At 63.4% G+C, this 24,929-nt stretch carries 20 protein-coding genes; 10 read left to right on the top strand and 10 right to left on the bottom strand.

Annotated features, from left to right (window positions below):
• Nucleotides 1-2: 2 nt before the first annotated feature.
• Both J4G43_RS13110 and pgm read right to left on the bottom strand, forming a co-directional pair.
• Nucleotides 3-1,052 carry an aromatic ring-hydroxylating dioxygenase subunit alpha gene (locus J4G43_RS13110; RefSeq protein ID WP_208085049.1) on the bottom strand — a complete coding sequence of 350 codons (1,050 nt, stop codon included), beginning with the start codon at nt 1,050-1,052 and terminating at the stop codon, nt 3-5.
• A gap of 286 nt (nt 1,053-1,338) precedes the next feature.
• On the bottom strand, nt 1,339-2,985 hold the full coding sequence (gene pgm, locus J4G43_RS13105) for a phosphoglucomutase (alpha-D-glucose-1,6-bisphosphate-dependent) (RefSeq protein WP_208085048.1): 1,647 nt from the start codon (nt 2,983-2,985) through the stop codon (nt 1,339-1,341).
• Between the two features lie 146 nt (nt 2,986-3,131).
• On the opposite strand from pgm, the gene J4G43_RS13100 reads away from it, so the two are divergent.
• A complete protein-coding gene (locus J4G43_RS13100; protein WP_208085047.1) occupies nt 3,132-4,274 on the top strand; it encodes an alpha/beta hydrolase family protein in 1,143 nt (380 codons plus the stop codon).
• 34 nt (nt 4,275-4,308) lie between these two features.
• On the opposite strand, the gene J4G43_RS13095 is transcribed toward J4G43_RS13100, so the two are convergent.
• Nucleotides 4,309-5,124 carry a response regulator transcription factor gene (locus J4G43_RS13095; RefSeq protein WP_208085046.1) on the bottom strand — a complete coding sequence of 272 codons (816 nt, stop codon included), beginning with the start codon at nt 5,122-5,124 and terminating at the stop codon, nt 4,309-4,311.
• 298 nt (nt 5,125-5,422) lie between these two features.
• Here J4G43_RS13095 and J4G43_RS13090 point away from each other — a divergent pair, with 298 nt between their 5' ends.
• Together J4G43_RS13090 and J4G43_RS13085 are read left to right on the top strand one after the other, a co-directional pair.
• Nucleotides 5,423-6,580, top strand: coding sequence for an acyltransferase family protein (locus J4G43_RS13090; RefSeq protein WP_208085045.1), 1,158 nt, complete (start codon nt 5,423-5,425; stop codon nt 6,578-6,580).
• Nucleotides 6,581-6,691: 111 nt separating this feature from the next.
• Nucleotides 6,692-7,540, top strand: a complete 849-nt coding sequence (locus J4G43_RS13085; RefSeq protein ID WP_208085044.1) for an MBL fold metallo-hydrolase — start codon at nt 6,692-6,694, stop codon at nt 7,538-7,540.
• Between the two features lie 26 nt (nt 7,541-7,566).
• On the opposite strand, the gene J4G43_RS13080 is transcribed toward J4G43_RS13085, so the two are convergent.
• The 5 genes from J4G43_RS13080 to J4G43_RS13060 all read right to left on the bottom strand — a co-directional run bounded on the left by J4G43_RS13080 (nt 7,567) and on the right by J4G43_RS13060 (nt 13,242).
• On the bottom strand, nt 7,567-8,451 hold the full coding sequence (locus J4G43_RS13080) for an aldose 1-epimerase family protein (RefSeq protein WP_208085043.1): 885 nt from the start codon (nt 8,449-8,451) through the stop codon (nt 7,567-7,569).
• A gap of 124 nt (nt 8,452-8,575) precedes the next feature.
• Complete coding sequence (locus J4G43_RS13075; RefSeq protein WP_208085042.1) at nt 8,576-9,889, bottom strand: UDP-glucose dehydrogenase family protein; 1,314 nt, start codon at nt 9,887-9,889, stop codon at nt 8,576-8,578.
• A 176-nt stretch (nt 9,890-10,065) separates the two neighbouring features.
• The gene (gene fcl, locus J4G43_RS13070) at nt 10,066-11,007 is read right to left on the bottom strand and encodes a GDP-L-fucose synthase (RefSeq protein WP_408581423.1); all 942 of its coding nucleotides are present in this window, start codon (nt 11,005-11,007) and stop codon (nt 10,066-10,068) included.
• Nucleotides 10,988-12,058, bottom strand: coding sequence for a GDP-mannose 4,6-dehydratase (gene gmd / locus J4G43_RS13065; protein ID WP_208085041.1), 1,071 nt, complete (start codon nt 12,056-12,058; stop codon nt 10,988-10,990). The genes fcl and gmd overlap by 20 nt, the downstream gene beginning before the upstream one ends.
• 164 nt (nt 12,059-12,222) lie before the next feature.
• The gene (locus J4G43_RS13060) at nt 12,223-13,242 is read right to left on the bottom strand and encodes an NAD-dependent epimerase (RefSeq protein ID WP_208089312.1); all 1,020 of its coding nucleotides are present in this window, start codon (nt 13,240-13,242) and stop codon (nt 12,223-12,225) included.
• A gap of 269 nt (nt 13,243-13,511) precedes the next feature.
• On the opposite strand from J4G43_RS13060, the gene J4G43_RS13055 reads away from it, so the two are divergent.
• Nucleotides 13,512-14,627 carry a glycosyltransferase family 4 protein gene (locus J4G43_RS13055; protein WP_166350079.1) on the top strand — a complete coding sequence of 372 codons (1,116 nt, stop codon included), beginning with the start codon at nt 13,512-13,514 and terminating at the stop codon, nt 14,625-14,627.
• A 98-nt stretch (nt 14,628-14,725) separates the two neighbouring features.
• Complete coding sequence (locus J4G43_RS13050) at nt 14,726-15,886, top strand: glycosyltransferase (RefSeq protein WP_208085040.1); 1,161 nt, start codon at nt 14,726-14,728, stop codon at nt 15,884-15,886.
• A gap of 11 nt (nt 15,887-15,897) precedes the next feature.
• On the opposite strand, the gene J4G43_RS13045 is transcribed toward J4G43_RS13050, so the two are convergent.
• Entirely contained in the window at nt 15,898-16,041 is a 144-nt protein-coding gene (locus tag J4G43_RS13045; RefSeq protein WP_166084269.1) for a hypothetical protein, read from the bottom strand.
• Between the two features lie 543 nt (nt 16,042-16,584).
• On the opposite strand from J4G43_RS13045, the gene J4G43_RS13040 reads away from it, so the two are divergent.
• The 5 genes from J4G43_RS13040 to J4G43_RS13020 all read left to right on the top strand — a co-directional run bounded on the left by J4G43_RS13040 (nt 16,585) and on the right by J4G43_RS13020 (nt 23,222).
• Complete coding sequence (locus J4G43_RS13040; RefSeq protein WP_225004849.1) at nt 16,585-17,808, top strand: polysaccharide biosynthesis/export family protein; 1,224 nt, start codon at nt 16,585-16,587, stop codon at nt 17,806-17,808.
• A 160-nt stretch (nt 17,809-17,968) separates the two neighbouring features.
• Entirely contained in the window at nt 17,969-19,261 is a 1,293-nt protein-coding gene (locus J4G43_RS13035; protein WP_208089310.1) for a glycoside hydrolase 5 family protein, read from the top strand.
• A 32-nt stretch (nt 19,262-19,293) separates the two neighbouring features.
• The gene (locus tag J4G43_RS13030) at nt 19,294-20,490 is read left to right on the top strand and encodes a glycosyltransferase family 4 protein (RefSeq protein WP_208089309.1); all 1,197 of its coding nucleotides are present in this window, start codon (nt 19,294-19,296) and stop codon (nt 20,488-20,490) included.
• Between the two features lie 57 nt (nt 20,491-20,547).
• Nucleotides 20,548-21,759 carry a glycosyltransferase family 4 protein gene (locus J4G43_RS13025; RefSeq protein WP_028152407.1) on the top strand — a complete coding sequence of 404 codons (1,212 nt, stop codon included), beginning with the start codon at nt 20,548-20,550 and terminating at the stop codon, nt 21,757-21,759.
• Between the two features lie 71 nt (nt 21,760-21,830).
• Nucleotides 21,831-23,222: a hypothetical protein gene (locus tag J4G43_RS13020; protein ID WP_208085039.1), complete on the top strand. Its 1,392-nt coding sequence runs from the start codon at nt 21,831-21,833 to the stop codon at nt 23,220-23,222.
• Nucleotides 23,223-23,224: 2 nt separating this feature from the next.
• Here J4G43_RS13020 and J4G43_RS13015 read toward each other — a convergent pair whose 3' ends face one another.
• Nucleotides 23,225-24,448, bottom strand: coding sequence for a glycosyltransferase family 4 protein (locus tag J4G43_RS13015; RefSeq protein ID WP_208085038.1), 1,224 nt, complete (start codon nt 24,446-24,448; stop codon nt 23,225-23,227).
• Nucleotides 24,449-24,929 lie beyond the last annotated feature (481 nt).

The raw sequence follows: 24,929 nt of genomic DNA, 5'->3' as shown, positions 1-24,929 counted from the left end.
GCCTACTCCGCGGCCTGGAGCTGCTGCGGCGGGTTTTCCTTCGCCACCATCCTGTCGATCAGCTTGCGCGTCCACATCGCACCCGCGTCGATGTTGAGGTTGTAGAAGATCCGATCGGGGTTCTCGTCCATGGCGCGCTGCTGCGCCTCGAGGATCAGCTCGTCTTCGTGGAAGATGCCGGAGACGCCTTCGCGGATCTCGGAGGTGATGCGCTGCTCGCCGATCTGATAGTTGCGCACGAACGCCCAGAAATAGTAGCAGGTCTTCTCGGTCTCCGGCGTGATGGTGTTGAGCACGAAACCGTTGACGCCCTGCGAGCGGTCGCCTTCCGGCGCGCCGGTGCCTGTCGGCGCCACGCCGACATCGATCGCGATCGTGCACGGGGCTTCGAAGCGGATGATCTGCCAGCGGTCGACGAGGCCGGGCTTGCCGAGCTGCTTGGCCCAGAACGGCGGCGCCTCGATGCCGCGCATCCAGCGCGTCACCGTCACAGTCTTCTCGCCATGGGTGACGTCGAACGGCGCCTCGGCGACCGCGTCGTTCCCAATCGAGGAGCCGTGCACGAAAGTCTCATGGGTAAGGTCCATGAGATTGTCGAGCACGAGGCGGTAGTCGCAATTGACGCGGATGGTCTTGCCGTCGCCGGCCCAGGCCGGATCGTGATTCCAGTGCATGTCCGGCACCAGCGCGGGATCGGCCAGCGCGGGATCGCCCATCCAGAGCCAGATGTAACGATGACGCTCGACCACGGGATAGGCGCGGACGCAGGCCGACGGATTGATGGTCTCCTGCGAGGGCATGAAGGTACAGCGCCCCTGCGCATTGTATTTCAGACCGTGATAGCCGCAGACGACGGTGTCGCCTTCCAGGCGGCCCTTGGACAGCGGCACCAGGCGGTGCCAGCAGGCATCCTCCAGCGCGGCCACCGAGCCATCGGCCTTGCGGTACATCACGACATGCTTGCCGCAGATCGTCCGCGGCAACAGCGCCGGCTTGACGTCAGCGTCCCAGGCCGCGGCGTACCAGGCGTTCATCGGGAAGGGTTTTGTCACGGGTCGCTCTCCCAAGGCTTATGTATGCTCTATGTATACAATAGAGGAGAGGTAGAATCGTTCAAGGCTAAATGTGGCGTATTGGATACCTATTATCTTGATATTGTATACAACTATACCGGAAGTCATTCCCCGCGAAGGCGGGGAATCCAGTACGCCGCGGCTCCTCCGCATCACGGCACGGCCGCGGCGTACCGGATCACCCGCTTTCGCGGGTGATGACAGCGGAGAATCCGGAAAACACTCCTCGGAGCAGCAACCGAAGAGTCGTCCTGGGCTTGGTGCCCTACGCCCCGAACACCTTCTTCAACCCCGCCTGGGCCTCTTCCTGAATCCGCTTCAGGTGCTCGGTGCTGCGGAAACTTTCCGCGTAGATCTTGTAGACGTCCTCCGTGCCGGAGGGCCTTGCGGCGAACCAGCCGAAATCGGTTTCGACCTTGATGCCGCCGAACGGCTGGCCGTTGCCCGGCGCCTTGCTCAGCGTGGCGCGGACAGGATCGCCGGCGAGGTCCTTGAGGCCGAGCTGCTCGGGCGTGACGGACTTGAGGATGTTCTTCTGGGGCGCGGTGGCGGCGACGTCGATACGCGCGTAGTGGGGCACGCCAAGTTCGGCAGTGAGATCGCCGAAGAGCTGGCTGGGATCGCGGCCGGTCTTCGCCATGATCTCGGCTGCGAGCAGGCCGAGGATGATGCCGTCCTTGTCGGTGGTCCACACCCCGCCGTCGCGGCGCAGGAACGAGGCCCCTGCACTCTCCTCGCCGCCGAAGCCGAAGCCACCCGTGAGGAGGCCGTCGACGAACCATTTGAAGCCGACCGGCGTTTCGACCAGCCTGCGGCCGAGCTTCTTGGCGACGCGGTCGATGATCGAGCTCGACACCACGGTCTTGCCGATCGCGGCATCCTTGCCCCAGTTCGGCCGGTTCGCGAACAGATAGGAGATCGCGGTCGCAAGGTAATGGTTCGGATTCATCAGGCCGCCGGTGCGCGTCACGATGCCGTGGCGGTCGGCATCGGTGTCGTTGGCAAAGGCGACGTCGAAGCGGTCGCGCATCGCGATCAGGCTCGCCATCGCGTAGGGCGAGGAGCAATCCATGCGGATCTTGCCGTCCCAGTCGACGGTCATGAAGCGGAAGGTCGGATCGATCGCCTCGTTCACGACGGTGGCCTTCAGGCCGTAGCGCTCGATGATCGGATGCCAGTAATGCACGGCGGCGCCGCCGAGCGGATCGATCCCGATATTGATTCCGGCGGATTTGACCAGATCGAGATCGACGACATTGCCGAGATCGGCGACGTAGGGCGTGATGAAGTCGTAGGCGTGCACGTTCGCGGATTTGCGTGCCTTGTCGTAGTCGATGCGCTTCACGCCCTTCAGGCCGTCGGCGAGATAGGCGTTGGCGCGCTTCTCGACGACGGAGGTCGCGTCGGTGTCGGCCGGGCCGCCATGCGGCGGATTGTATTTGTAGCCACCGTCCTCGGGGGGATTGTGCGAGGGCGTGACGACGACGCCGTCGGCAAGGCCGCTAGTGCGGCCCTTGTTGTAGGTCAGGATCGCGTGCGAGATGACAGGCGTCGGGCTGTAGCCGCCGTCCTTGTCGATCATGATGTCGACGCCGTTGGCGGCGAACACCTCGACGGCGCTGACCAGCGCCGGCTCGGCCAGCGCATGGGTGTCGATGCCGATGAAGAGCGGGCCGGTCAGGCCCTTTTCAGTTCTGTAGTCACAAATCGCCTGCGTGGTCGCGAGGATGTGGCCCTCGTTGAAGCTGTTCTTGAACGACGTGCCGCGATGGCCGGAGGTTCCGAACGCCACCCGCTGCGCGGGATCGCCGACATCGGGCTTGCCGGCGAAATAGGCCGTCACCAGCCGCGGAACATTGGTGAGCGCGTCCGGCGAGACCAGCTTGCCCGCCGCGGGATCAACATCAGCCACTGAAATATCCTCGTCCTGTCGTGCAGAGTTTGTGGAATACCATAGCATCGGCCGGGCCCCCGCCAAGGGCACAACACCCGCGGCGGGCTGGCCGTTCCTGAGATCATGCTATGGTCCTTCCGATCGGGGCTTTTTCGAGTCGGGGCATGACGCTGTTTCACAGGCTCTTGGTTGTTCTGATGGCCTGGCTTGCGACGGCTGGTATCGTGCCCAATGCGATGGCCGCGGAGTTCTACACGGAAGACCTGCGCATTCCGATGACGGAGGCCGGGCCGCAGGGGCTGGAGGCCTTTCTGGTCCGGCCCGCCGGAACGAAGCGCTATCCGCTCGCGCTGCTCAGCCACGGCTCGCCGCGCAGTTTCGACGATCGCGCGACCATGTCGGCGCACAAATATTACGGGATTGCGCTCGAATATGCCCGGCGCGGCTTTGCCGCGCTGATCGTGATGCGGCGCGGCTATGGCACCTCGCCCGGCGGGCGCGTCGACAGCGTCGGCGGTTGCGCGAATGCCGCCTATCTGCCGGCGGCGGCGGTTGCGGTCGCGGATTTGCGCGCGGCGATCGATGCGATGGGGCGCAGGGCCGACGTCACGACATCGGGCATGATCGCGGCCGGCCATTCCGCCGGCGGGCTTGCCACCGTCGCGCTGACCGCGCAGGCACCGCCGGGTCTAATCGCCGCGATCAGCTTTGCCGGCGGCCGCGGCTCGCGCGATGACGACGACGTCTGCAACGAGAATGGGCTGGTGCAGGCCTTCGCCACGTTCGGCAAGACATCGCGCGTGCCGATGCTGTGGGTCTATGCGGCCAATGATTCGTTCTTCGGTCCCGATCTCGCGCGCCGCCTCTATGACGGATTTCGCGGCAATGGCGGTCACGCGAAATTCATTGCGGCGTCGCCTTACGGCGACGACGGCCACTATCTCTATTCGGTGGTGGGCCGCCCGCAATGGACGCCCTATCTCGACGCCTTCCTGCGCGAGCGCGGGCTCGGCCATGACATCCTGAGCCTTCCCGATCCGCTGCCGCCGCCGGGCCAGCTCAACGAGGCCGCGCGCGCCGAATTCTCGCGCTACCTCGCCAGCACCATGCCACACAAGGCTTTTGCGGTGTCGCCGAACGGCGGTTACGGCTGGCGCTCGGGGCGCACCACCGCCGACGACGCCCGGCGCGATTCGCTTAGCGCCTGCATGAAATGGTCGCCGACCTGCACGCTGTATGCGGTCGATGACCAGCTGGCCTTGGCGGCGCAAAGGACATCGACGGACCAGAGCGCCCGCGCGCGATAGGCGCGAGGGTGATCGGAGCTTTCGACGGTTGAGGCTAGAGCCGCTCGCTGAGCGCGAGCTTGTAGCCGACGCCGGTGACGGTCGCGATCACGGGCGTGCCGCTGCCGACGAGCTTGCGGCGCAGCCGCGCCACCAGCGCATCGACCGTGCGGATATCGACCTCGGCCTGGCGGTTGCTGACGACCTCGATCAGATAATCGCGGCTGAGCGGCCGGCCGTCGGCGCCGACCAGCGCCGCGAGCAGGTCGAACTCGGCGCGCGTCAACGCCACCGGCTTGCCGTCGCTGGCGAGCAGCTCGCGCCGGGTCAGGTCGATGATCCAGCCGCCGAAGGCGATCGAATTGTGGTTGCGCGCCGCCTTGCGGTCAATCGAGCGCCGCCGCAGCACGCTGCGCGCGCGCGCCAGCAGGTCGCGCAGATTGATCGGCTTGGTGACGTAATGGTCGCCGGCGATCTCGAGCCCGAGGATGCGATCGACGTCGGTGTCGCGGCGCGTCACGAAGATGATGCCGGCGTTGCTGATCGCCTGGATCTCCTTGGCGAGCTCGAAGCCGTCGCCATCGGGCAACTGCACGTCGAGGAAGACGAGATCGGTGCGCGAGCGCAGCGCCTGGCGGCATTCCGCGCAGGAGCCGGCGCCGACCACGTCGAAATTGTTCTCGCTGAAATAGCCGACCAGCATCGTCCGCGTCACGGGATCGTCTTCGACGACGATCAGCCGTTCGCGGCCGGCAGGCCTTAATTCCTGACGTGCGGAATCAACCACGTTGTTGGATGTCCTGTGTGCTTGTGGCGCGGCTTGAAAGTTCAAGTCGTCGCGCAGCGCACTGTCCTGTGAACGAACATTCACGACTTATTCGAGCCCCCGAAATTTGCCTGCTGGAATACTAGGCGTGTTGTGCTGCCCGAACAATATTGGTCATGGTATTGGCGTATTAAGTATGAATTGCCCCACAGTTCTCATCGCGCGCATCATCATGCCGGCGTGGCTCGTGCGAGCGCCGACTAGGCCCCTCGACACCGCCGATCCCGCACATTCGGCATCGGACTCAACCGCTGGTTAACGTAAAGAAAGGCTTCGGCTTCGAAACAGTCGGCCGCGCCTCTATAGTCTCCGCTTGCAGATGCGAAACCACGGAGCAGGCGTGATGCAGGGGCAGGCCCGGTTGGCCGCCGAACGAACCGCGCAAGGTGCAACGCCTTTCGGCCGTTCTCACACGCTCGACGTCCTGCGCGGCCTCGCCATCGTCGGCGTGATGGCGATCCACGTCTCACAATCCTTTCCTTCAAAGATCCACGCCGTCGACTTCGACTTCATGTGCGGCTGGACCGGCGTCAACGTGTTCTACTTCGTCAGCGCCATGACGATGTGCCTGATGTGGACGCAGCGCACCGAAACCGACCCGACGCGCAAATTCTACATCCGGCGCTTCCTGCGCATCGCGCCGCTGTTCTGGCTCGCGATCCCGGTTTACCTCGCCGTCAACGGCACGGGTCCCAGCTACAACGCGCCCAACGGCGTCGGGCCGCTCCAGGTGATCCTGACCGCGACGTTCCTGCACGGCTTCTGGCCGGACAGCGTCAACAGCGTCGTGCCGGGCGACTGGTCGATTGCGGCGGAAATGACGTTCTATCTCGCCTTCCCCTTCGTGATCACGGCCTTCGGATCTCGCCGCCGCCTCTATCTTGCGCTCGCGATCGCGCTGCATCTCTTCAATGTCTGCCTGTTCAAGCCGTGGGCCTTCGCACTGTTCTCGGCCTATTATGGTCCGGGCCACGAAGCGTTCGTGTGGAACGCATTGCACATCAGCTTCCTGAACCAGCTGCCGGTCTTCCTCGTGGGATGCGCGCTGTTCTTCTCGCTGCGCGACGGCTTTGCGAAGTCGGACGCAGCGATCTTCGCCGCCTTCATCGTACTGTCCTTCATCGCCGACCGCGCGACCGGCTCGCATGAATTCAACTACCTGATGATCAACCTCGTGCTCGGCGCGCTGGTTGCAGGTTGCATCCGCCTCGCGATCCGCTGCCGGCCGATCGAGGCGATCGGCCGCAACTCCTATTCGATGTACCTGTCGCACTTCGCGGTGATCTACGGCCTGCGCCAGATCTGGCCGCTTACGGACGGACTGGTCTCGCTGCTGATCGCCTATGCCGTCACCGCCGCGCTCAGCTATCTCGTCGCACGCGCGACCTGGCATCTGGTCGAACGGCGCGCGCAGGAGTTTGCGCATCGCCTGACGTCCGCGGGATCGGGCCGCTCGACGATCCGACCGACCATCGCCGCCACTGCGGCCGGTCTGCACTGACGCGCGACTTGTCTAGCTGACGCGCTCGAATCTAAAGTACGCAACGAAAGATCCTCAGACACGCCGGGGCGGCGTGATCAGGTCGACCGGCTTCACGCTGGAGTAGGCGCCATGGAAGTCATACTGCTCGGCACCGGCGGCCCACGCCCGGACCCGCGCCGCATGGCGACGACCACGCTGATCAGGCTCGGCGAGGAGAATATCCTGTTCGACGCGGGCCGCGGCGTCATGGTGCAGCTCCACAAAGCCGACGAGCCGCTCGGCGCCATCGACACGGTCTTTCTCACCCATCACCACTTCGACCACATCGGCGACCTCTACGACGTGATGTTGAATTCGTGGATGCATGGACGCAAGGACGATCTGCGCATCTACGGTCCGCCCGATACCGAACGGCTCGTCAACACGCTGATCACACAGGTCTACGACAAGGACATCGCCTGGCGGGATCAGGGCGAGCCGACCTTTGGCGGCTGGAAGCCGGTCGTCGCGACGGACATCATTCCCGGCCCCATCCTCGACACCGGTCGCTGGAAGATCAGCGCCGAGCTCGTCTCACATGGCGACGGTCTCGACATGTCGCCGGCGTTTCTCGCGCGCTGGATGTGTCTCGGCTTTCGCTTCGAAGCCGAGGGCAAGGTCATAGCGATCTCCGGCGACACGGTGCCCTGCCCCGGTCTCGAGCGGCTGGCTGAAGGAGCCGACCTACTGGTGCAGTGCTGCTTTCTCACAACGCCTGAAATCAACAACGACCATCTTCGCCGGCTCGCGAAATACACGATCGCCTGCGGAGATACGGTCGGCAAGATCGCCGCCAAGGCCGGCGTCAAGAAGCTTGCGCTGACCCATCACCGTCCGCGCACCGACGATGCCATGCTGAACGCACTTCTCGAGGACGTCCGCCGAGACTACGCAGGTCCTGTCGTGCTCGGCGAGGACCTCACGCGGATCGAGGTCTGAGAGCCACAGGCACGCGAAGGCCTGCCTCAGGACGACCCGACCTCGATCCGGTACGACAGTTCTTCGTTCGCGCCGGCCGCGATGTGCATCAGACCCGGCTTGTCGCTGAACTTGCCTTCGAAACCGACGGGACTGGCATAGCCGCGCCAGGGCTCGATGCAGAGGAACGGCGCGCCTGTCGGTTTCGACCAGACGCCGAGCTCGCGAAAGCCGCGCCATGACATTTTGAGCCAGGGCCCGGCCCCCTGCCCGGCCGCATAGCGGACCGCATGGCTGTTGACGGGGTCGAGGATGACGGCGTCATTGGTGAACAGGGATTCCGACAAAGGAAGCACGGTGCCTCTGACGGGGCTCGGATCCGTTGCCGCGAGCAGGAGTCCGCCCTCGACACGGCGAACCGGAGACGGCTCCTCGTTCGTGAACGTCAGCGCGTAGCTCTCCTTCGACATTCCAGGCTGAAGCGGCCAGTTGAAGGCGGGATGGCCACCGAGCGACACCGGCAATGTCTCCTTGCCGGTGTTCACGACCGTGAGCGAGAGATCGAGACCGGCGTCGTCGATCGCATAGGTGGCCGTCAGGCGAAATGCGAACGGATAGAGCGCGCGCGTTGTCTCGCTGTCTTCGAGCGCCAGGGTGCAACGGTTCTCGCCGCGCTCTACCCACGCGAACCGGCTGTCGCGCGCAAAACCGTGCTGGGTCATCCGGTAGGTCTTGCCTCGGTGCCGCATTTCGTCATTGGCGAGACGCCCGACGATCGGAAACAGCAGCGGCGCGTGGCGTGGCCAGGCCGGCCCCGCCTGCCAGACAAATTCGACACCGCTGCCGTTCTTCAACGAGCACAGCTCGGCGCCGTGTGCCTTGATGGTCGCGGTGAGCCCGCCACTGCGGATCGTGTGCGTGTCGTCGGTCATGACAATCTCCATCGCGGCAACGAGGCCAAACGCGGCGACCTGATGCGACCGGATCATATCGCATCAGAAACGATTTCGCCCGCCCCAGGATGAGGCGGGCGAACCCGAACTTCAAACGACCAGCTTAGGCCTGGGACGATCGCCCGATGCTCTCGTAGGTGAAGCCGGCGGCTTGCATCTCTTCGGGCGGGTAGATGTTGCGGAGATCGACGACGACGGGCTGGGTCATGGTCGCCTTCAGCCGGCCGAGATCGAGCGCGCGGAACTGCACCCATTCGGTGACGATGACGAGCGCATCGGCGCCTTGCGTGCAGGAATAGGCGTCCTCGCAATAGGTGATGTTCGGCAGCTCGCCCTTGGCCTGCTCCATGCCGACGGGATCGAAGGCCTTGACCGTCGCGCCCATGTCGATCAGGCCGGTGACGAGCGGGATCGACGGCGCATCGCGCATATCGTCGGTGTCGGGCTTGAAGGTGAGGCCGAGCACGGCGATGGTCTTGCCGCGCAAGCTACCGCCGAGCGCCTGGCTGACCTTGCGCGCCATCGCGCGCTTGCGGTTCTCGTTGACGGCCAGCACGGATTCGACGATGCGCAAGCTCACGTCATAGTCCTGCGCGATCTTGATCAGCGCCTTGGTGTCCTTCGGGAAGCAGGAGCCGCCGAAGCCCGGACCCGCGTGCAGGAACTTGGTGCCGATGCGGTTGTCGAGGCCGATGCCGCGCGCGACCTCCTGCACGTTGGCGCCGACCTTTTCCGAGAGATCGGCGATCTCGTTGATGAAGGTGATCTTGGTCGCGAGGAACGCGTTCGCGGCGTATTTGATCATCTCGGCGGTGCGGCGCGCCGTGAACATCAGCGGGGCCTGGTTCAGCGACAGCGGACGATAGACGTCGCCCATCACCTTGCGGCCGCGCTCGTCGGAGGTGCCGACGACGACGCGGTCGGGATACTTGAAGTCGCGGATCGCCGCGCCCTCGCGCAGGAATTCGGGGTTGGAGGCGACGACGACGTCGGCCGAAGGGTTGGTCTCGCGGATGATACGCTCGACCTCGTCGCCGGTGCCGACCGGGACGGTGGACTTGGTCACGACGACGGTGAAGCCCAATAGCGACTGCGCGATCTCGCGCGCGGCGGCGTAGACATAGGACAGATCGGCGTGACCGTCGCCGCGGCGCGAGGGCGTGCCGACCGCGATGAAGACGGCATCGGCGTCCGCGACCGGCTTCGACAAATCGGTGGTGAAGTCGAGCCGCTTGGCCTTCACATTGGTGGCGACCAGCTCGTCGAGGCCGGGCTCGTAGATCGGAATCTCGCCGCGATGAAGCGCCGCGATCTTCTTCTCGTCCTTGTCGACGCAGGTGACGTCGTGACCGAAATCCGCAAAGCAGGCTCCGGACACCAGTCCCACATAGCCCGTTCCGATCATCGCGATTCGCATGAAAAACTCTTTCCGTTGAAGACGGATGTTCCACTGAACACCCTAGACCATTTCTGTATCCGGCCGCACGCCCAACATTAGGGCAGGTTGCTTCGCGAACCGAATAAACCTTAACCGCCGCGCGTGACAGGCGTTGCGGTCATCTCCTGAAATACGCGACATGCATTGGTTGCATTCTACGTATGCGACAGATACGCCTCGTATGCACGCCTCACGCCGTCCTCGAGCGAGGTCGTCGCGCGCCAGCCGAGCTTTGCGAGACGGCTGACGTCGAGCAGCTTGCGCGGCGTTCCGTCGGGACGCGAGGTGTCGAAACTGATTTCGCCGCCGTAGCCGACGATGGCGGCCACGACGCGCGCGAACTCGGCGATGGTGATGTCCTCGCCGGTGCCGATGTTGACCAGCTCCGCGCTCGAATAGGTCTTCATCAGGTGCACGCAGGCATCCGCCATGTCGTCGACATAGAGGAACTCGCGCCGGGGCGTGCCGGTGCCCCACACGACGACGCTCTTCGCGCCTGCGACTTTTGCCTCATGGAAGCGGCGGATCAGCGCGGCGACGACGTGGCTCAATTCAGGATGATAATTATCGCCGGGGCCGTACAGATTGGTCGGCATCACGCTGATGAAGTCGCTGCCATACTGGCTGCGATAGGCCTCCGCCATCTTGATGCCGGCGATCTTGGCAATCGCATAGGGCTCGTTGGTCGGCTCCAGCGGACCTGATAGCACCGAGTCCTCGCGCAGCGGCTGCGGCGCCAGCTTCGGATAGATGCAGGACGAGCCCAGAAACATCAGCTTCTCGGCGCCGTTGAGATGCGCGGCCTGGATCACGTTGGCGGCAATCGCGATGTTGTCGTAGATGAACTCGGCCCGCAGCGTGTCGTTGGCGACGATGCCGCCGACCTTGGCCGCGGCGAGGAAGATCACTTGCGGCCGCGTCTTGGCGAACCAGTCGAACACGGCGGCCTGGTTGCAGAGATCGACCTCGCGCCGGTCGACCGTGACGAGCTGCACGTCCTCCCGCGCCAGCCGGCGCAGCAGCGCGGCTCCGACCATGCCGCGATGGCCGGCGACATAGACGGTCTTGCCCCTCAGCTCAAACGGTGCGTTTGCCACTGGCCGCATCCCGTTTTGCCTCCGCCAGGTCGCTCGTCATCATCTCCTCGACGAGCTGGGCGAAGCTGCGCTTCGGCGTCCAGCCGAGCACCTCGCGCGCCTTGCTGGCGTCGCCGACGAGGAGATCGACCTCGGTCGGACGGAAATAGGTCGGATCGATCTTCACCACGGTCTTGCCGCTCGTCTCGTCGACGCCGGTCTCCTCGACACCCTTGCCGCGCCAGGCGATGCGGCGGCCGACATGCGCAAAGGACAGCTCGACCATCTCGCGCACCGAGCGCATCTCACCGGTGGCGAGCACAAAGTCGTCGGGCTTGTCGGCCTGCAGGATCCTGTGCATGCCCTCGACATAGTCCCTGGCATGACCCCAGTCGCGCTTGGCTTCGAGATTGCCGAGATAGAGCGTCTGTTCCAGCCCGACCTCGATACGCGCGACGCCGCGGGTGATCTTGCGGGTCACAAAGGTCTCGCCGCGGATCGGGCTCTCATGGTTGAACAGGATGCCGTTGCTGGCGAACATGCCGTAGGCTTCGCGGTAGTTCACCGTGATCCAGTAGCCGTAGAGTTTTGCAACGCCGTAGGGCGAGCGCGGATAGAACGGCGTGGTCTCCTTCTGCGGGATCTCCTGCACCAGGCCGTAGAGCTCGGAGGTCGAGGCCTGGTAGAACCGCGTCTCCTTCTCCATGCCGAGGATGCGGACCGCTTCCAGCAGGCGCAGCACGCCGATGGCGTCGGCGTTGGCGGTGTATTCCGGGCTCTCGAAGCTGACGGCGACATGGCTCTGGGCGGCGAGATTGTAGATCTCGGTCGGCCGGATCTGCTGCACCAGGCGGATCAGATTGGTCGAGTCCGTCATGTCGCCGTAATGCATCAGGAACGGCACGTTGCCGACGTGCGGGTCCTGGTAGAGGTGATCGACGCGCGCGGTGTTGAACGAGGACGAGCGCCGCTTGACGCCGTGCACGACATAGCCGAGCGACAGCAAATATTCGGCGAGATAGGCGCCGTCCTGACCGGTCACGCCGGTGATGAGAGCGATCCGCTCAGCCATGGGCCCGCGCCTGGTTCGGGGTCAAAGAGGTTCAGAGGGACGGGATAACCACCGTTCGCGCCCGCTGACAAGGCCGCCGGCGGTCAAAAGCGCAAGAACCAGCGCAAGAACCGGCTTAAGAGCCGGCATTCCCGGGCGACACACAGGTGCCGTCGCCCGCGGAATCAGACGCCGTGGTACTTCCGATACCATTCGACGAAGCGGCCGAGGCCATCCGCGATCGACGTGGACGGCGAGAAGCCGACGTCGCGCTGGAGCGCGGAAATGTCGGCGCGCGTCTCCAGGACGTCGCCGGCCTGCATCGGCAACAGCTGGCGGATCGCCGGCTTGCCGATGATCTTCTCGAGCGTCTCGACGAACTCCATCAGGTTGACCGACCTGTTGTTGCCGATGTTGTAGACGCGATACGGCGCATAGCTCGAAGAATTTTCCGGCCGCTCGGCATTCCACGCGAGATTCGGCGCCGCAGGCCGATCGAGGGTGCGGATCACCCCTTCGACGATGTCGTCGACATAGGTGAAGTCGCGCCACATGTCGCCTTTATTGAAAATCCTGATCGGCTCATTCGCGAAGATCGCGCGCGTGAACAGATAGGCGGCCATGTCGGGCCGGCCCCACGGGCCGTAGACGGTGAAGAAGCGAAGCCCGGTCACCGGCAGCTTGTGAACATGCGCAAAGGTATGCGCCATCAGCTCGTTGGCTTTCTTGCTTGCGGCGTAAAGGCTGACCGGATGGTTCACCGAATGCTCGGTCGAATAAGGCAAGGTGCGGTTGGCGCCATACACCGAACTCGACGAGGCGTAGACGAGATGCGCCAGACCATGGCGCCGGCCGGCTTCGAGCACGGTGACAAAGCCGTCACAATTGGCCCGGATGCTGGTGATGGGATCGTCGATCGACGCGCGCACGCCGGGCTGCGCCGCCAGATGCACGACGCGATCGGGCGAGACCTCGTCGAAGACGCGCGTCACAGCGGCGAAGTCTGCGAGATCGATCTTGTGGAATTTGAACCCTGGATGGTGTTCGAGCGTTGCGAGACGCGCACGCTTCAGCGCGGGATCGTAATACGGAGTGATTGCATCGATGCCGACGACCTGCTCGCCACGTGCCAACAGCCGTTCACAAACATGCATTCCGATAAAGCCGGCAGCGCCGGTAACGATCACTGGCCGCAAGGTTGTCATCTCGTTCATTCCGCGGAGCATTGCCAGACCAGGACATGAGAGGCAAGGTTTGGACAGTCACGACAATCATCAAATCAGTCGGCCCATGTAAGCGCATCGAAATGTGTAGGAAACATGATGGCGTCATGCACCATCGCATGCTATCCGCCTGCAAGGATGCTCGGACGATAGCGCCACATGTGCTAGACGTCATAGGACGTATATTCGGCGCCTGATGCTCAGTCTTCGGGCATTGTTCGCGCAAGAACCCGCAAAGAAAAAGATCGACTTTGAAACTCTCCATCAACGGCAGGTTCCTGTCACAATCGCTCACGGGCGTGCAGCGCTACGCCGCCGAGATCGTCAAGGCGATGGACCGCTTGCTCGCGAGCGGAGAGGCTCCGCAGCAACTGCTGGATGCAGAGTGGCAAATCCTTGCGCCGCCGAATGCGCAGACGCTTCCAGGTCTTCGCCGCATCGCCATCAAGCAGATCGGATCTTTGCAGGGGCACGCGTGGGACCAGATCGATCTGGCGCGCGCTGCGGCCGGCACCCGTCTCGTCAGCCTCGCCAATTCCGGCCCTGTACTCCACCGCGACCATCTCGTCGTGATTCACGACGCGCAGGTTTTCCGGCGGCCGGACTTCTTCAGCTGGCGCTACCTCGCCCTGCACCGGACGCTCGGCCATCTGCTGGCGCGCACGGCAACGATCGCAACAGTTTCGGCGTTTTCACGCAACGAACTTGCCGAGGTGCTGTCGCTGGATCCGGCTTCGATCCCCGTCATTGCGAACAGCGCGGAACATTTCGCGACCGTCGCGCCCGACTTCTCGATCATCGACAAGCTGCGTCTTGCGCCCCATCAATTCTTCCTCTTCGTCGGCTCGATGACGAAGAACAAGAATGTCGATACGGCCATTCGCGCCGCCGAGCAGCTTGGCCGCGCCGACTTTCCGCTGGTCGTGGTCGGAGGCGATAACAGCAAAGTGTTCGGAGGCGCGGCCACGGAATCGAGGTCCGGCGTCGTCATCGCCGGGCGCCTGAAGGACGAGGAGATTGCAGCGCTGTTCTCCCAGGCCGCCGCATTCGTGTTTCCGAGCCTTTATGAGGGATTCGGCGTGCCTCCCCTTGAGGCGATGTTCTTCGCCTGTCCGGTGATCGCGAGTTCCGCCGATGCCGTGCGCGAGACCTGCAACGATGCCGCCGTCTATTTCGATCCGCTCGACGCGGACGAGCTGTCGGCGCGGATGCGCGAAAGAATTGAACTCGGCAGGATCTCACCGGTGGAACAGGAGAAGCAGCGGCAGCGCCTTATGACATATTCCTGGGCCAAGTCCGCCGCAGCGATGCTCGAATTCCTCGCCAAACCGGCATCCCGATCCACATCCGTCCGTGCGAAACAATGACGCGGCCCGATTATTGCTGCTTAGCGAGGTTAGACGTGCGTCTGCAAGATCCGGCGTCTCCAGTATCTGGCGCCTTCAAGACAAGGAAGGAATGACCGTTGTCCAGCGGCCTGAAGATTCTGCATGTCGCCGAAACGGTCCGTGGCGGCATCGCGACCTACCTCAACGAGCTGCATCCGCACCAGAGCGCGAGCTTCGGTCCCGGCAACGTCAACTATGTCGTTCCCTCCGACCATCGCAGCGACCTGGTGAACATCGAGGACGACGCGGTCACCACGTTTCCGCGCGACGGACGCAACGCGGTCGGCCTGTTTCGCATGCTGTTTGCGACCATGCGCGCGGTCAGGCAGCTTCGTCCTGACATCATCCACTTGCACTCGTCGTTCGCCGGGCTCGTGGTGCGCCCGGTGCTCTGGCTCACCTATCGGCGCTCGCGCATCGTCTATTGCCCGCACGGCTGGGCCTTCGGCCGCGAAACCGGCCGCCTCAGCCGCGAGGTGACGAAGTTCACCGAGCTCGCGCTGTCGAAATTCACCCATCGCATCGTCTGCATCTCGGAAAGCGAGCAGGCCGACGCCAAGCAGGTCGGAATCGCGGCGAATCGCCTGGTTCTTGTGCACAACGGGATTTCCAAGCAGCGTCCTGCGCTCGACAAGGGCGCAGCGCAATGGCGGTCGGAGAAGATCAAGGTCCTCTTCATCGGGCGCCTCGACCGTCAGAAGGGCTACGATCTCCTGATCGAGGCGGCGCGCGCGCTCGGAGACAAGCTCGACGTGCGCCTGATCGGCGCCTCGGTCGTCAGCAAATTCCGCAGAAGCGATCTGCCCTCCAACGTCTCTTTTCTGGGCTGGATGAACCGCAACCAGATAGAGGCCGAGCTCGACCAGGCCGACATGGTCGCGATTCCCTCGCGCTGGGAGGCGTTTGGCCTGGTCGCAATCGAGGCGATGCGGGCGGGTAAGCCGATCATTGCCTTCCGCATCGGCGCCCTACCCGAAATCGTCGAAGACAATGCGACGGGCGTGCTGTGCGACGAAGTCTCGGCCGAAAAGCTGGTTGAAGGTTTTCAACGCGCAACCAGGCTCGACCTGGCTGCGGTCGGCCGTGCCGGATATGAGCGTTTCACCCGCCTCTACGACATCGAACAGACCCACCGCACGCTCAGTCAGGTTTATGCCGACGTCGTGCATGTGCGGATGAGCGAATCCGGGCAGCAAGCGAAGCTGCAGTCCGATTTCCCGAACAATCTGCGATCGTAGCGACCGGCTGATCAGGCCAGCCGGCGGGCATCGCCCTGCGCGAACTCGCCGTCATTCACGCGTTTATCGGAGAACGACCACGCAATGGCCGATGCGACGATCATCGCGCAGGTGAGAAAGCCGGCCGCGAACAGCAGTGATCCGGTGTGCAACATCGTCTTCGCCTTCCTTTTGTTTGGCCGACCACTAGCCGGATCAGGATTAGGAAGACCTTACGGACGCCAGCGTGACGCCAGCTTCCAAATCTAAGCGTTAACGGAGGTGGAATCCCGTCGCAGAAACATTGGTCCGATGACCCGGCGAGAACGTCCGGTCTGGCGCCATGCCCGCCGCAGGACGACGAAAACACAACGCAGGATCACTCAGGACGGGATCCAACACTTGAAGTTCATGGCGATGTCATCTCGCGACAATGCCGTCGCATCTGCATGTCCGTCGCCGCGCGCTGCTCATTGGTTCGATCGCAGTCTCAATCGTGACATCGATCTGACACGTGTATGTATGGTTTGCGAACTGCTTATTTAAGAGGATGTTCCGCACAAATTTTGGACAGAGATTTCGGCGTGTATCCACGTTCACAAGTGGCAATAAGGTCACAGCCACAAGTGCTTTACCATAAAGTCGAAGACGTAGCAGTGACTCCGCAGCACGGGATTTGTACGGTGATTCCGATTTTAGATGAGTGCGAGGGAATAGTGGTGGCTAAGACCGAACGTTTTGATTTTGATTTCGGTATTAGCCGAATCCTGGCCGCTGCTGCGATCAACTTCTCCTTGACGGGTTGCGGTGGCTTCATTCCGTTAGACGCTCCTGATGCCGTCGCGACGCAAACAAATGCAGCGCTGATCACCGAGCCGACCGCGCCGCTCGCCTATGCCCTGATGCCGGTCAATCCGGCGATCCTGCAGGCGACCAACGCGTTCACGGACTCCGCTGGAATGGTGTTCTCCCGCCTCCCCGGCGGCAACTACCGCGACGTCACCATCGGCATCGGCGACATCGTCACCGTGACCGTATATGAAGCGCAGGCAGGCGGCCTGTTCATTCCGCGCGAAGCAGGCGTGCGACCGGGCAACTTCGTCGACATTCCGCGCCAGCAGGTCGACCAGTCCGGCAACATCAACATCCCCTACGCTGGATCGATCAAGGTCGCAGGGCTGACGCCGCGCGCCGTGTCGAACATCATCCGCGAGCGTCTCAAGGACCGCGCCATCGACCCGCAGGCCGTCGTGAGCGTGGCGGAACAGCGCGGCAACCAGATCAGCGTGCTCGGCGAAGTCAACTCGCCGCTCCGCTTCCCGGTCGATCCGGGCGGGATTCGCCTGATGGGCGCGATCGCGCGCGCCGGCGGCCCGAAATATCCGTCCTACGAGAGCACGATCACGATCAAGCGCGAGGGCCGCACCTACAGCGAGACGATGTCCTCGGTCGTGCACAACCCCAACGAGGACGCGCTGCTCGCTCCAGGCGACGTCGTCTTCTTGACCCGCATTCCGCGCGTCTACATGGTGTTCGGTTCGACGCCGTCTCCGGGATCGATCGGCGGCACCAACAACCGTCGTTTCACGTTCGAGAACGACAACATGTCGCTGGCTGAAGCCATCGCGAAGGCAGGCGGTCTCGACGGCGCCCGTGCGGACTCCAAGTCGATCTACGTCTACCGTTTCGAGCCCAAGCCGCTGCTGGAGAGGATCGGCATCGCCGTATCCCAGTTCCCGACCAAGTCGGTCCCTGCCGTCTACAAGTTCGACATGAGCAAACCGGACGGCTGGTTCCAGGCGGATACGTTCAGGATGCGCGATCACGACGTGATCTCGGTGGCGGAATCGCCGTCGATCGAATTCATCAAGCTCATGGCCCCGCTGAACGCGGCAACCGCCAACGCGGACAACATCAGCTCGGTGGTCGTGAACTCCAAATAGCCCAACTCAGCGCGCTCAATGACGAGCGTGCAGACAAGGCGGCCCTACCCCATTGGGGCCACAGAAGAGTATTAGCCTTGTCGGGTTGACGCGAGCAGGAGTGGACACGAGCGTGACCGAGCAAAACAGGAAACGCGCCCTGCGTCGTTTCCGGATGTTGATGTGCGGGCTCTGCGTCGCGGCCGGCCTCTCATATCCTGCAGACGCACAGAATGCGCAGCCGCTCGATCAGCGCTTCCTGCTGGGCGTCGGCACGCACCAGGGCCTCGGCGGCGTCACCAGCGCCCGCGGCTATGTGCCCGCGACCGCCGTCAAGCAGATGAAGGAGCTGGGGGTTACCTCGTTCCGCGACGACTTCCCCTGGTCGGATTTCGAGCTGCCCGGCAAGCGGCTCGGCTTCAATGCCCTGAACGGCCGCCTCGAGACCCAGATCAGGTCCGGCGTCGGAATCCCGCTGCTCATTCTCGGGACCGGCCATCATCTCGTCCCGAATTCCGATCCGCCGACGACCGACGAAGCGCGCCAAAGATTCGTCACCTATGCCGCGGCAGCCGCGCAAGCGGTCGCATCACGGCAGCCGATCTTCGAATTGTGGAACGAGTACAATCTCAGAGCGCGCGCGGAGCCGCTGTTCACCGTCGAAAATTATGTGACGCTCGCCCGATCGGTGCAGCCCGCGGTCAAGCAGGCGGCGCCGTCCGCGCCATTCGTGGTCGGAGCACTGGGCGACGATCCCGGCTGGAAATGGACCGACGCCCTGCTGAAGACCGACCTGCTTCGTATCGCGGACGGGATGTCCATTCACATCTACAACCATTGCTTACCACCGGCCGGGCGGACCGCAGCCGAGGCGATCGAACGGCTGCAAAATCTTCATCAACGCGTCGCACAGGCGACCGGCAATCCCGACTATCCGATCTATCTGACCGAAACGGGCTGGCCGACACCAAGCGCGAAATGCGGCGTGACCGAGCAGCTTGCCGCCGACAACATGGCGCAGATCATCCTCTGGGCCTCGACCGCCGGTCCCTGGCTCAAGGGGATATGGCTCTACGAGCTGAAGGACAGTGGGACGAAGCCTGGTGAACTGGAGGACAATTTCGGCATTTATCATTTCGACAATTCGCCGAAGCCTGCCGTGTGTTCCATTCGCGAAAGCTGGGCCTTCATCCGCACCAGCCTGAAGGCAACGCGAACCACGCCGGCGCCCGGCGTCGTGCAGATTCGCAGTGACAGTGGATCGGAAACGAAACTCGCGCTTTGGTCGGAGACTGCGTCGAAGCGCTTCGAAGTTCGATTAAAAAATGCGGAACCGAATGCCGAGATCAGATATGTATGTCAGCAAGCGCCGGGCCCCGCCGCCGGCGCCTGGACGGCGTTATCGACAACGCCGTTGCTTGTCAGCGTCAAGGGCACGGCCGTGCCGGATTTCGAGATCCGGCCATCGAACTGACGCTGCGGCGGGCTGCTAATCCGAGGCTATCCTTGAAAATACTGATCGTTAACACGCTCTATCCGCCCGAGATCATCGGGGGCGCCGAAGTGTCTGTGTCGCTGCTCGCGGAGGCGTTCGTCCAGCGCGGCCATCAGGTGTCGGTGGTCTGCCTTCAGAACAAGCAGGAACGCACGATCGACGAACTCAAGGGCGTGCGCGTATACCGCGTGCCGATGGACAACGATTACTGGCCGTTCGGCAACGACAGGAAGCCCTCCTCGGTCCAGCGCCTGAAGTGGCATCTCAAGGACACATGGAATCGCAAATCCGCGGCGCGGTTCGCCGAAATTCTCGAGATCGAGAAGCCCGACGTCGTCCACACCAACAACCTCACGGGCTTCTCGGTCTCGCTGTGGTCGGAAGCCAGGCGGCGCAACATCAGGATCGTGCACACCCTGCGCGACTATTCCCTGCTCTGCAAACGCTCGACGCTGTTTCGGGGCGATGCGACATGCGCGCAGCGCTGCACCGTCTGCGCTGCCATGACGTCGCCTTATCTGCTGGCCTCGCGTATGGTCGATGCGGTGGTCTCGAACAGCCAATTCGTGCTCGACCAGCACACCAGGCTGAAATATTTCCCCGGCACCGATGGCCGCGTCATCTTCAACATCGCCGATCCAAGCTCCGTGGTGCCGTCACCAGCTTCGAGCTCGGATGATCTGATATTCGGGTTCATCGGGCGGCTCGAGGCTGAAAAAGGTATCGAGGTAGTCCTCAGGGCGGCCGAGCAGCTTCCCGACGAAGGCTGGCAACTGAAAATCGCCGGAAAAGGGCTTGAGGATTACGTGCGGGGGCTAAAAGGCCGCAGCGGAAGGAAGGTCGAATGGCTTGGCTTTGCCAAGGCAGCCGAATTCTATGCCAGCATCGACGTCTGCCTGGTGAGTTCGGTCTGGCCGGAGCCGCTGCCGCGTACGTTGATCGAAAGCATCAACGCCGGCCGGGCGACGATTTGCTCGACGGCTGGCGGGATTCCCGAGATCGCGGGGTTTTCCAATATGGTTGGGTCCTACGAACCCAGCGATCATAGGCGACTGGGAGAATTGATGCTGAAGGCCGTCAACGAGAGGTCACACTGGAAAGTCTCGCGGCCTCCGCAGCCAGGATTTGCCGAGAGGTTTTCGGCGGATTCAGTGACAGGACAATATTTGGACGTCTATTTGAACAACAATCGAACCAACCGGCAATAAGCCGAAACGGAGATTTCAGCAAAGCCATTTGGCAGGATAGCTGGACAGACCTTTTCGATGAAGATCCTTATCACGTCATCCCTCTATCCAACGCCATTGGCACCGAAGGTGGTCGGGGGCGCGGAAACGTTCGTCCGCCGCCTCGCCGAGACCCTGGTCGGGCAGAACGACGGCGTGGAAGTGATACGTGCCGCGTCCGCATCGAACCAGCAGATGGAGACCTGCAACGGCATCGACGTGTATTCGGCGCCCGTACACAACATCTATTTCCCTTTCGCCAAGCAGCACAGCTCGCCGGTGCGCGGCATCTGGCACGCGATCGAGGACTGGCAGACAATGTCGGAGCTCGTTGCGGCTCGCATCAAGGCCTTCAAGCCTGACATCCTGCACTCGAACAATCTCTCCGGCCTGACGACCGCGGTGTGGCGGACCGCCGCCGAGCTCGGCATTCCGGTCCTGCACACGCTTCACGACTATTATCTCACCTGCCCGCGCTGCTCGCGCTTCTCGGACGGACATGCCTGCGAGTCGAGCTGCATGAGCTGTCAGATCCTGACCCTTCGCCGTCGCGGGGCGACGCGACATCTGGACGCCGTCGTCGGCGTCAGCCAGCGCATTCTTGACATCCATACCCAGCTCGGCCTGTTCACGCAGACGCCGCTGAAGATCGTCATTCGAAACGCCTCGACCGCCGACGTCGGCAACGCAGACGCCGCGATGGTCGACGGCACCGTCACGTTCGGCTTCATCGGACGCCTGACCGAAGAGAAGGGCATCTACAATCTCGTCCGCGCCATCGCGACGATTCCGCCTGACCGGTTTCGGCTCGTCATCGCAGGCCACACAACCGAGAGCCAGCAGAAGCAGCTCAAGGCGCTCGCTCCGAATGCACGGATCGAATTTCTCGGCTTCGTACAGCCGAAGCAGTTTTACGAACAGGTGAACGTCGTGGTCGTACCCTCGGTGTGGGAAGATCCCTGCCCGCTCGTCGTCGCCGACGCGCAGGCCGCCTGCAAACCCCTGCTCGGCACGCCGTTCGGCGGCATTCAGGAAGCGATCAAGCCCGGCGTGACCGGCTGGCTGACGTCGCCCGATCCCGCCTCGATCGCCAAGAGCATTTCGGCGATCATCGAAGCGCCGCAGCAGATCGTGGAGATGAGCGAGCGATTGAAGTCCGGCATCGACAAATGGGTTTTTGACGACGTCGTCGCCGGCTATCGCAACGTCTACGACGAGCTCACGCGCGGCCGCGGCACGCCTCGCACATAGCCGAGTCTGACGCAGATGCCGCCAATGGCCCCCAACCATCCCGCCATGTTCTTTCTCACGCATTGCCAGACATGATCAGCCTGCTCGCATTCGGCAGCTATATCTACCAGAGTGCGTCCGCGATCATTCTGATCTTCGCCGTCAGCCATATCCTCTCGCCGGCCCAGTACACCTCGTTCTCGCTGGCGCTGGCGACGAGCCAATTGTTCTGCGTCTTCGTGTTCGAATGGCTGCAACTGGCCGGCGTTCGTTTCCTCGCCGCAGCTTCCGGCGAAGAGGCCGCGCGCCTACGGTTCTCGCTGTTCAGCGCCGGGCTGCTCAGCGCGCTGGTGCTGCTGCTCGTCGGCGGCGTGGCGGGACTGCTGGGCACGCTCGAGACGAGCGTCGTCGCCCTCGCGCTGGCGATGGCCGTGCTGCAAGGCGCCACCGACCTCTATTTCATGATCGTCCGCGTGTCCGACCGGCTGGGGGCCGCGTCGGTCCTCCTGATCCTGCGTGCCAGCGTGCTTCTGGCCGGCGCCGTCACGGGCGCGCTGCTCCACGGCACGGCTGCAGCGACGCTGTGCGGCATGGCCGCGAGCTACGGCGCGGTGCTTCTCCTGAGCCTGGTCGTGCATCGCACCTCGCTACGGCGCGCGTCGCGACACGCCATGCTGATCGACTGGGGCAATTTCTGCCGCTACGGCATCATGGCTGCGGCCGCCTCCGTCATTCATCTCTCCGTACCCGTCACCTTGCGCCTGATCGTGATCGCCACGCTCGGCCGGGCGTCGACCGGAGCGGCCGGCTTCTCGATGGCGATCGACCTTCTGCAACGCCCGTTCTCGGTCCTGGTGGCCGCCATTCACACCGTCTGCTATCCCAATGTCGTGGTCCAGTTCGAGCGCGCCGTCGACGGCGAAGCGCGCAAGGCCACCGCCCGCATGCTCGAATTCATCCTCTGCGCGACGATCGTGATGCTGGGCGGGCTGATCGGCCTCCTGCCCGACGCGGCGCATCTGTTCGTGCCCGCCGATCTGCTGGTCGATTTCCTCAACGCGGCGCCGGTCGCGGCGATCTTCTACTTCCTCCACACCCACCTTCAGGCCACGCTCGCGATCGTGCCGCATCTGACCAAATCGGCGACGAGGCTGGTGGTCGTCGCGGCGTGCCAGCTGCTGCTGGTGTCGGCGGCATCCTCGATCGGCGCGTTGCTGCACATATCGGTGGCGGGACAGATCGCGAGCGCGGCATTGGCCACCGCGCTCATCATCCTCTTCGCCAGCGGTCCGCTGATCCGGTTCAGGGCGGCGCCAAGGGCGCTGCTGATCCTGGAAGCGACCGTCGCGGCCGCCGCGATCGCGATGCTCGCGGCAGCTCCATCGGACTCCCTGACCTGGCTCGCGGGAAAGATCGTCTTCGCCGGCCTCGCCGTCGTTCTGGTGACGTGGCGAGGCGATCTGCTGGCCTCGGCACGCAGTTAAGATCAGGCCTTCACCGCGTGAGCCAGCGCGTTGCCGCAGGTATCGCCGGTCAAACCGTAGATCCTGAGGGTCTCGTCGACCATCGGCCCGACACCGAAATATTGCTGGGCGCGCGCAAGAGCATTGCGCGACAGCGCGGCGCGCATCGCGGGGTCGGCCACCTTCTCGAGCGCGCCGACGAGCGCGTCGACGTCCTCGAACGGGACGATGAAGCCGGTCTGGCCCTGGATGATCTGATCAGTCGCGCCGCCCGCCGGAGTCCGGACCGGAACGAGGCCTGTCGCCATGGCTTCGGCAACGCCGAGCGGAAATCCCTCGAACCGGCTCGGCAGCGCGAACACGTCGGCGGCCCAGAGGATTTCGCGGACGTCGCCCATGAACCCGAGGAACTTGAAGGTGTCCTTGTCCTTCTCGCCAGCATAAGCGAACGACTTGATTTCCTTCTCGCGCTCGGCTCCGCCGCTGCCGACAAAGTAGCATTTGATGTCGATCGGCGGAGAACTGGCGCCGTCGCGGATCTTGCGCGCCGCCTTGATGAGGAGGTCGTGGCCCTTCACCCAGGCGAGACGGGCCGCCAACAGGCACATGAACTCACCGTCGCCAACGCCGAATTTCGTGCGCGCATCGCGGCGCTCGGCATCCGAGGGCGGGCGGAAATGAACCGTGTCGACGCCGCCATAGACCTTGGCGATCCGGTTCTTGCCGAACAGCACGTAGCGGCGCAGATGCCGGAGCGATTCCTCCGACATCAGGATGAGGGTGTGGGGAAAGAAGAGGTTGAAGAACAGGACCTGGACCGGGCTGAAGGTCGATTGCGGCGCATTCTGCACCTTCTCGATGTTCCCGAGCACCGAGGGATGATAGGTCGCAACACAGCGCGCGCCGGTGAGCAGCGCGAGCAGCCTGCCCCACATCAGCATGCCCAGCCCGTGGACGTTGATCACGGTGATGTTGTTCTTCCGGATCAGCTTCAACAGCTGCATGAAGATCGACAGCGAGGGCAACTTCCGAAGTCCCGGAATGACGTGCCATTCCTTGACGGCCGCCGCCAGCTTCTGACGCTTGTATTCGGACTTCTCGTCCGAGCGCACAGCGCCGGAGACCAGGTGGATCTGCACGCCCCGGCCATGCAATCCCGTGGCCAGGGTCTCGCAATAGGATGCAATCCCGTCATTGCAATTCACGACCTCAACCAGAAACATGACATTCGGGGCGGGATCTTGCATGGGAATGGCCTTACTCCGTTCAATCGACGACATTTCGGTCAGTGCTTAGCGGCAAATTCCATGCCGTGCCAGCGGTTTGCCCGCAACAGCGTTGCGCGCCTAACATATTGACGTTGCGGATCTGCGACACTCCGCACCGGCACCGCGGGCGACGTCCGAAGTCCGCTTCTCGGGTTCGGCGCCTTCCGCCCGAAGTCGGTGTTCCCTTCAAATTCCGCAAGCAACGCCCGGTTGAAACGTCCCCCGGCCCCTTGCCCGCCGGGTCCGCGACCGATTGTCCCGCCGTCAACGCACCGATCGCTGCCCTCGTGCACACAGATTGGACCTCTCATCCGGTCGGCGTCGTTCGTTCGACTGACCCTGCACATCAACGAGGCGTTTCTTCATCGGCCAAAGACGGACTCGATATCCTTCTGCATTGACGTCGACACGAATGTCGCAGCGACCAGGAGAGAAAACAAAACTCTGGTAGCGAGTTCCA

The sequence above is a fragment of the Bradyrhizobium barranii subsp. barranii genome, assembly GCF_017565645.3.
GTDB lineage: Bacteria > Pseudomonadota > Alphaproteobacteria > Rhizobiales > Xanthobacteraceae > Bradyrhizobium > Bradyrhizobium barranii.
Note: the sequence above shows the minus strand (reverse complement) of the source record. Positions and strands in the feature narration are given on the sequence as shown.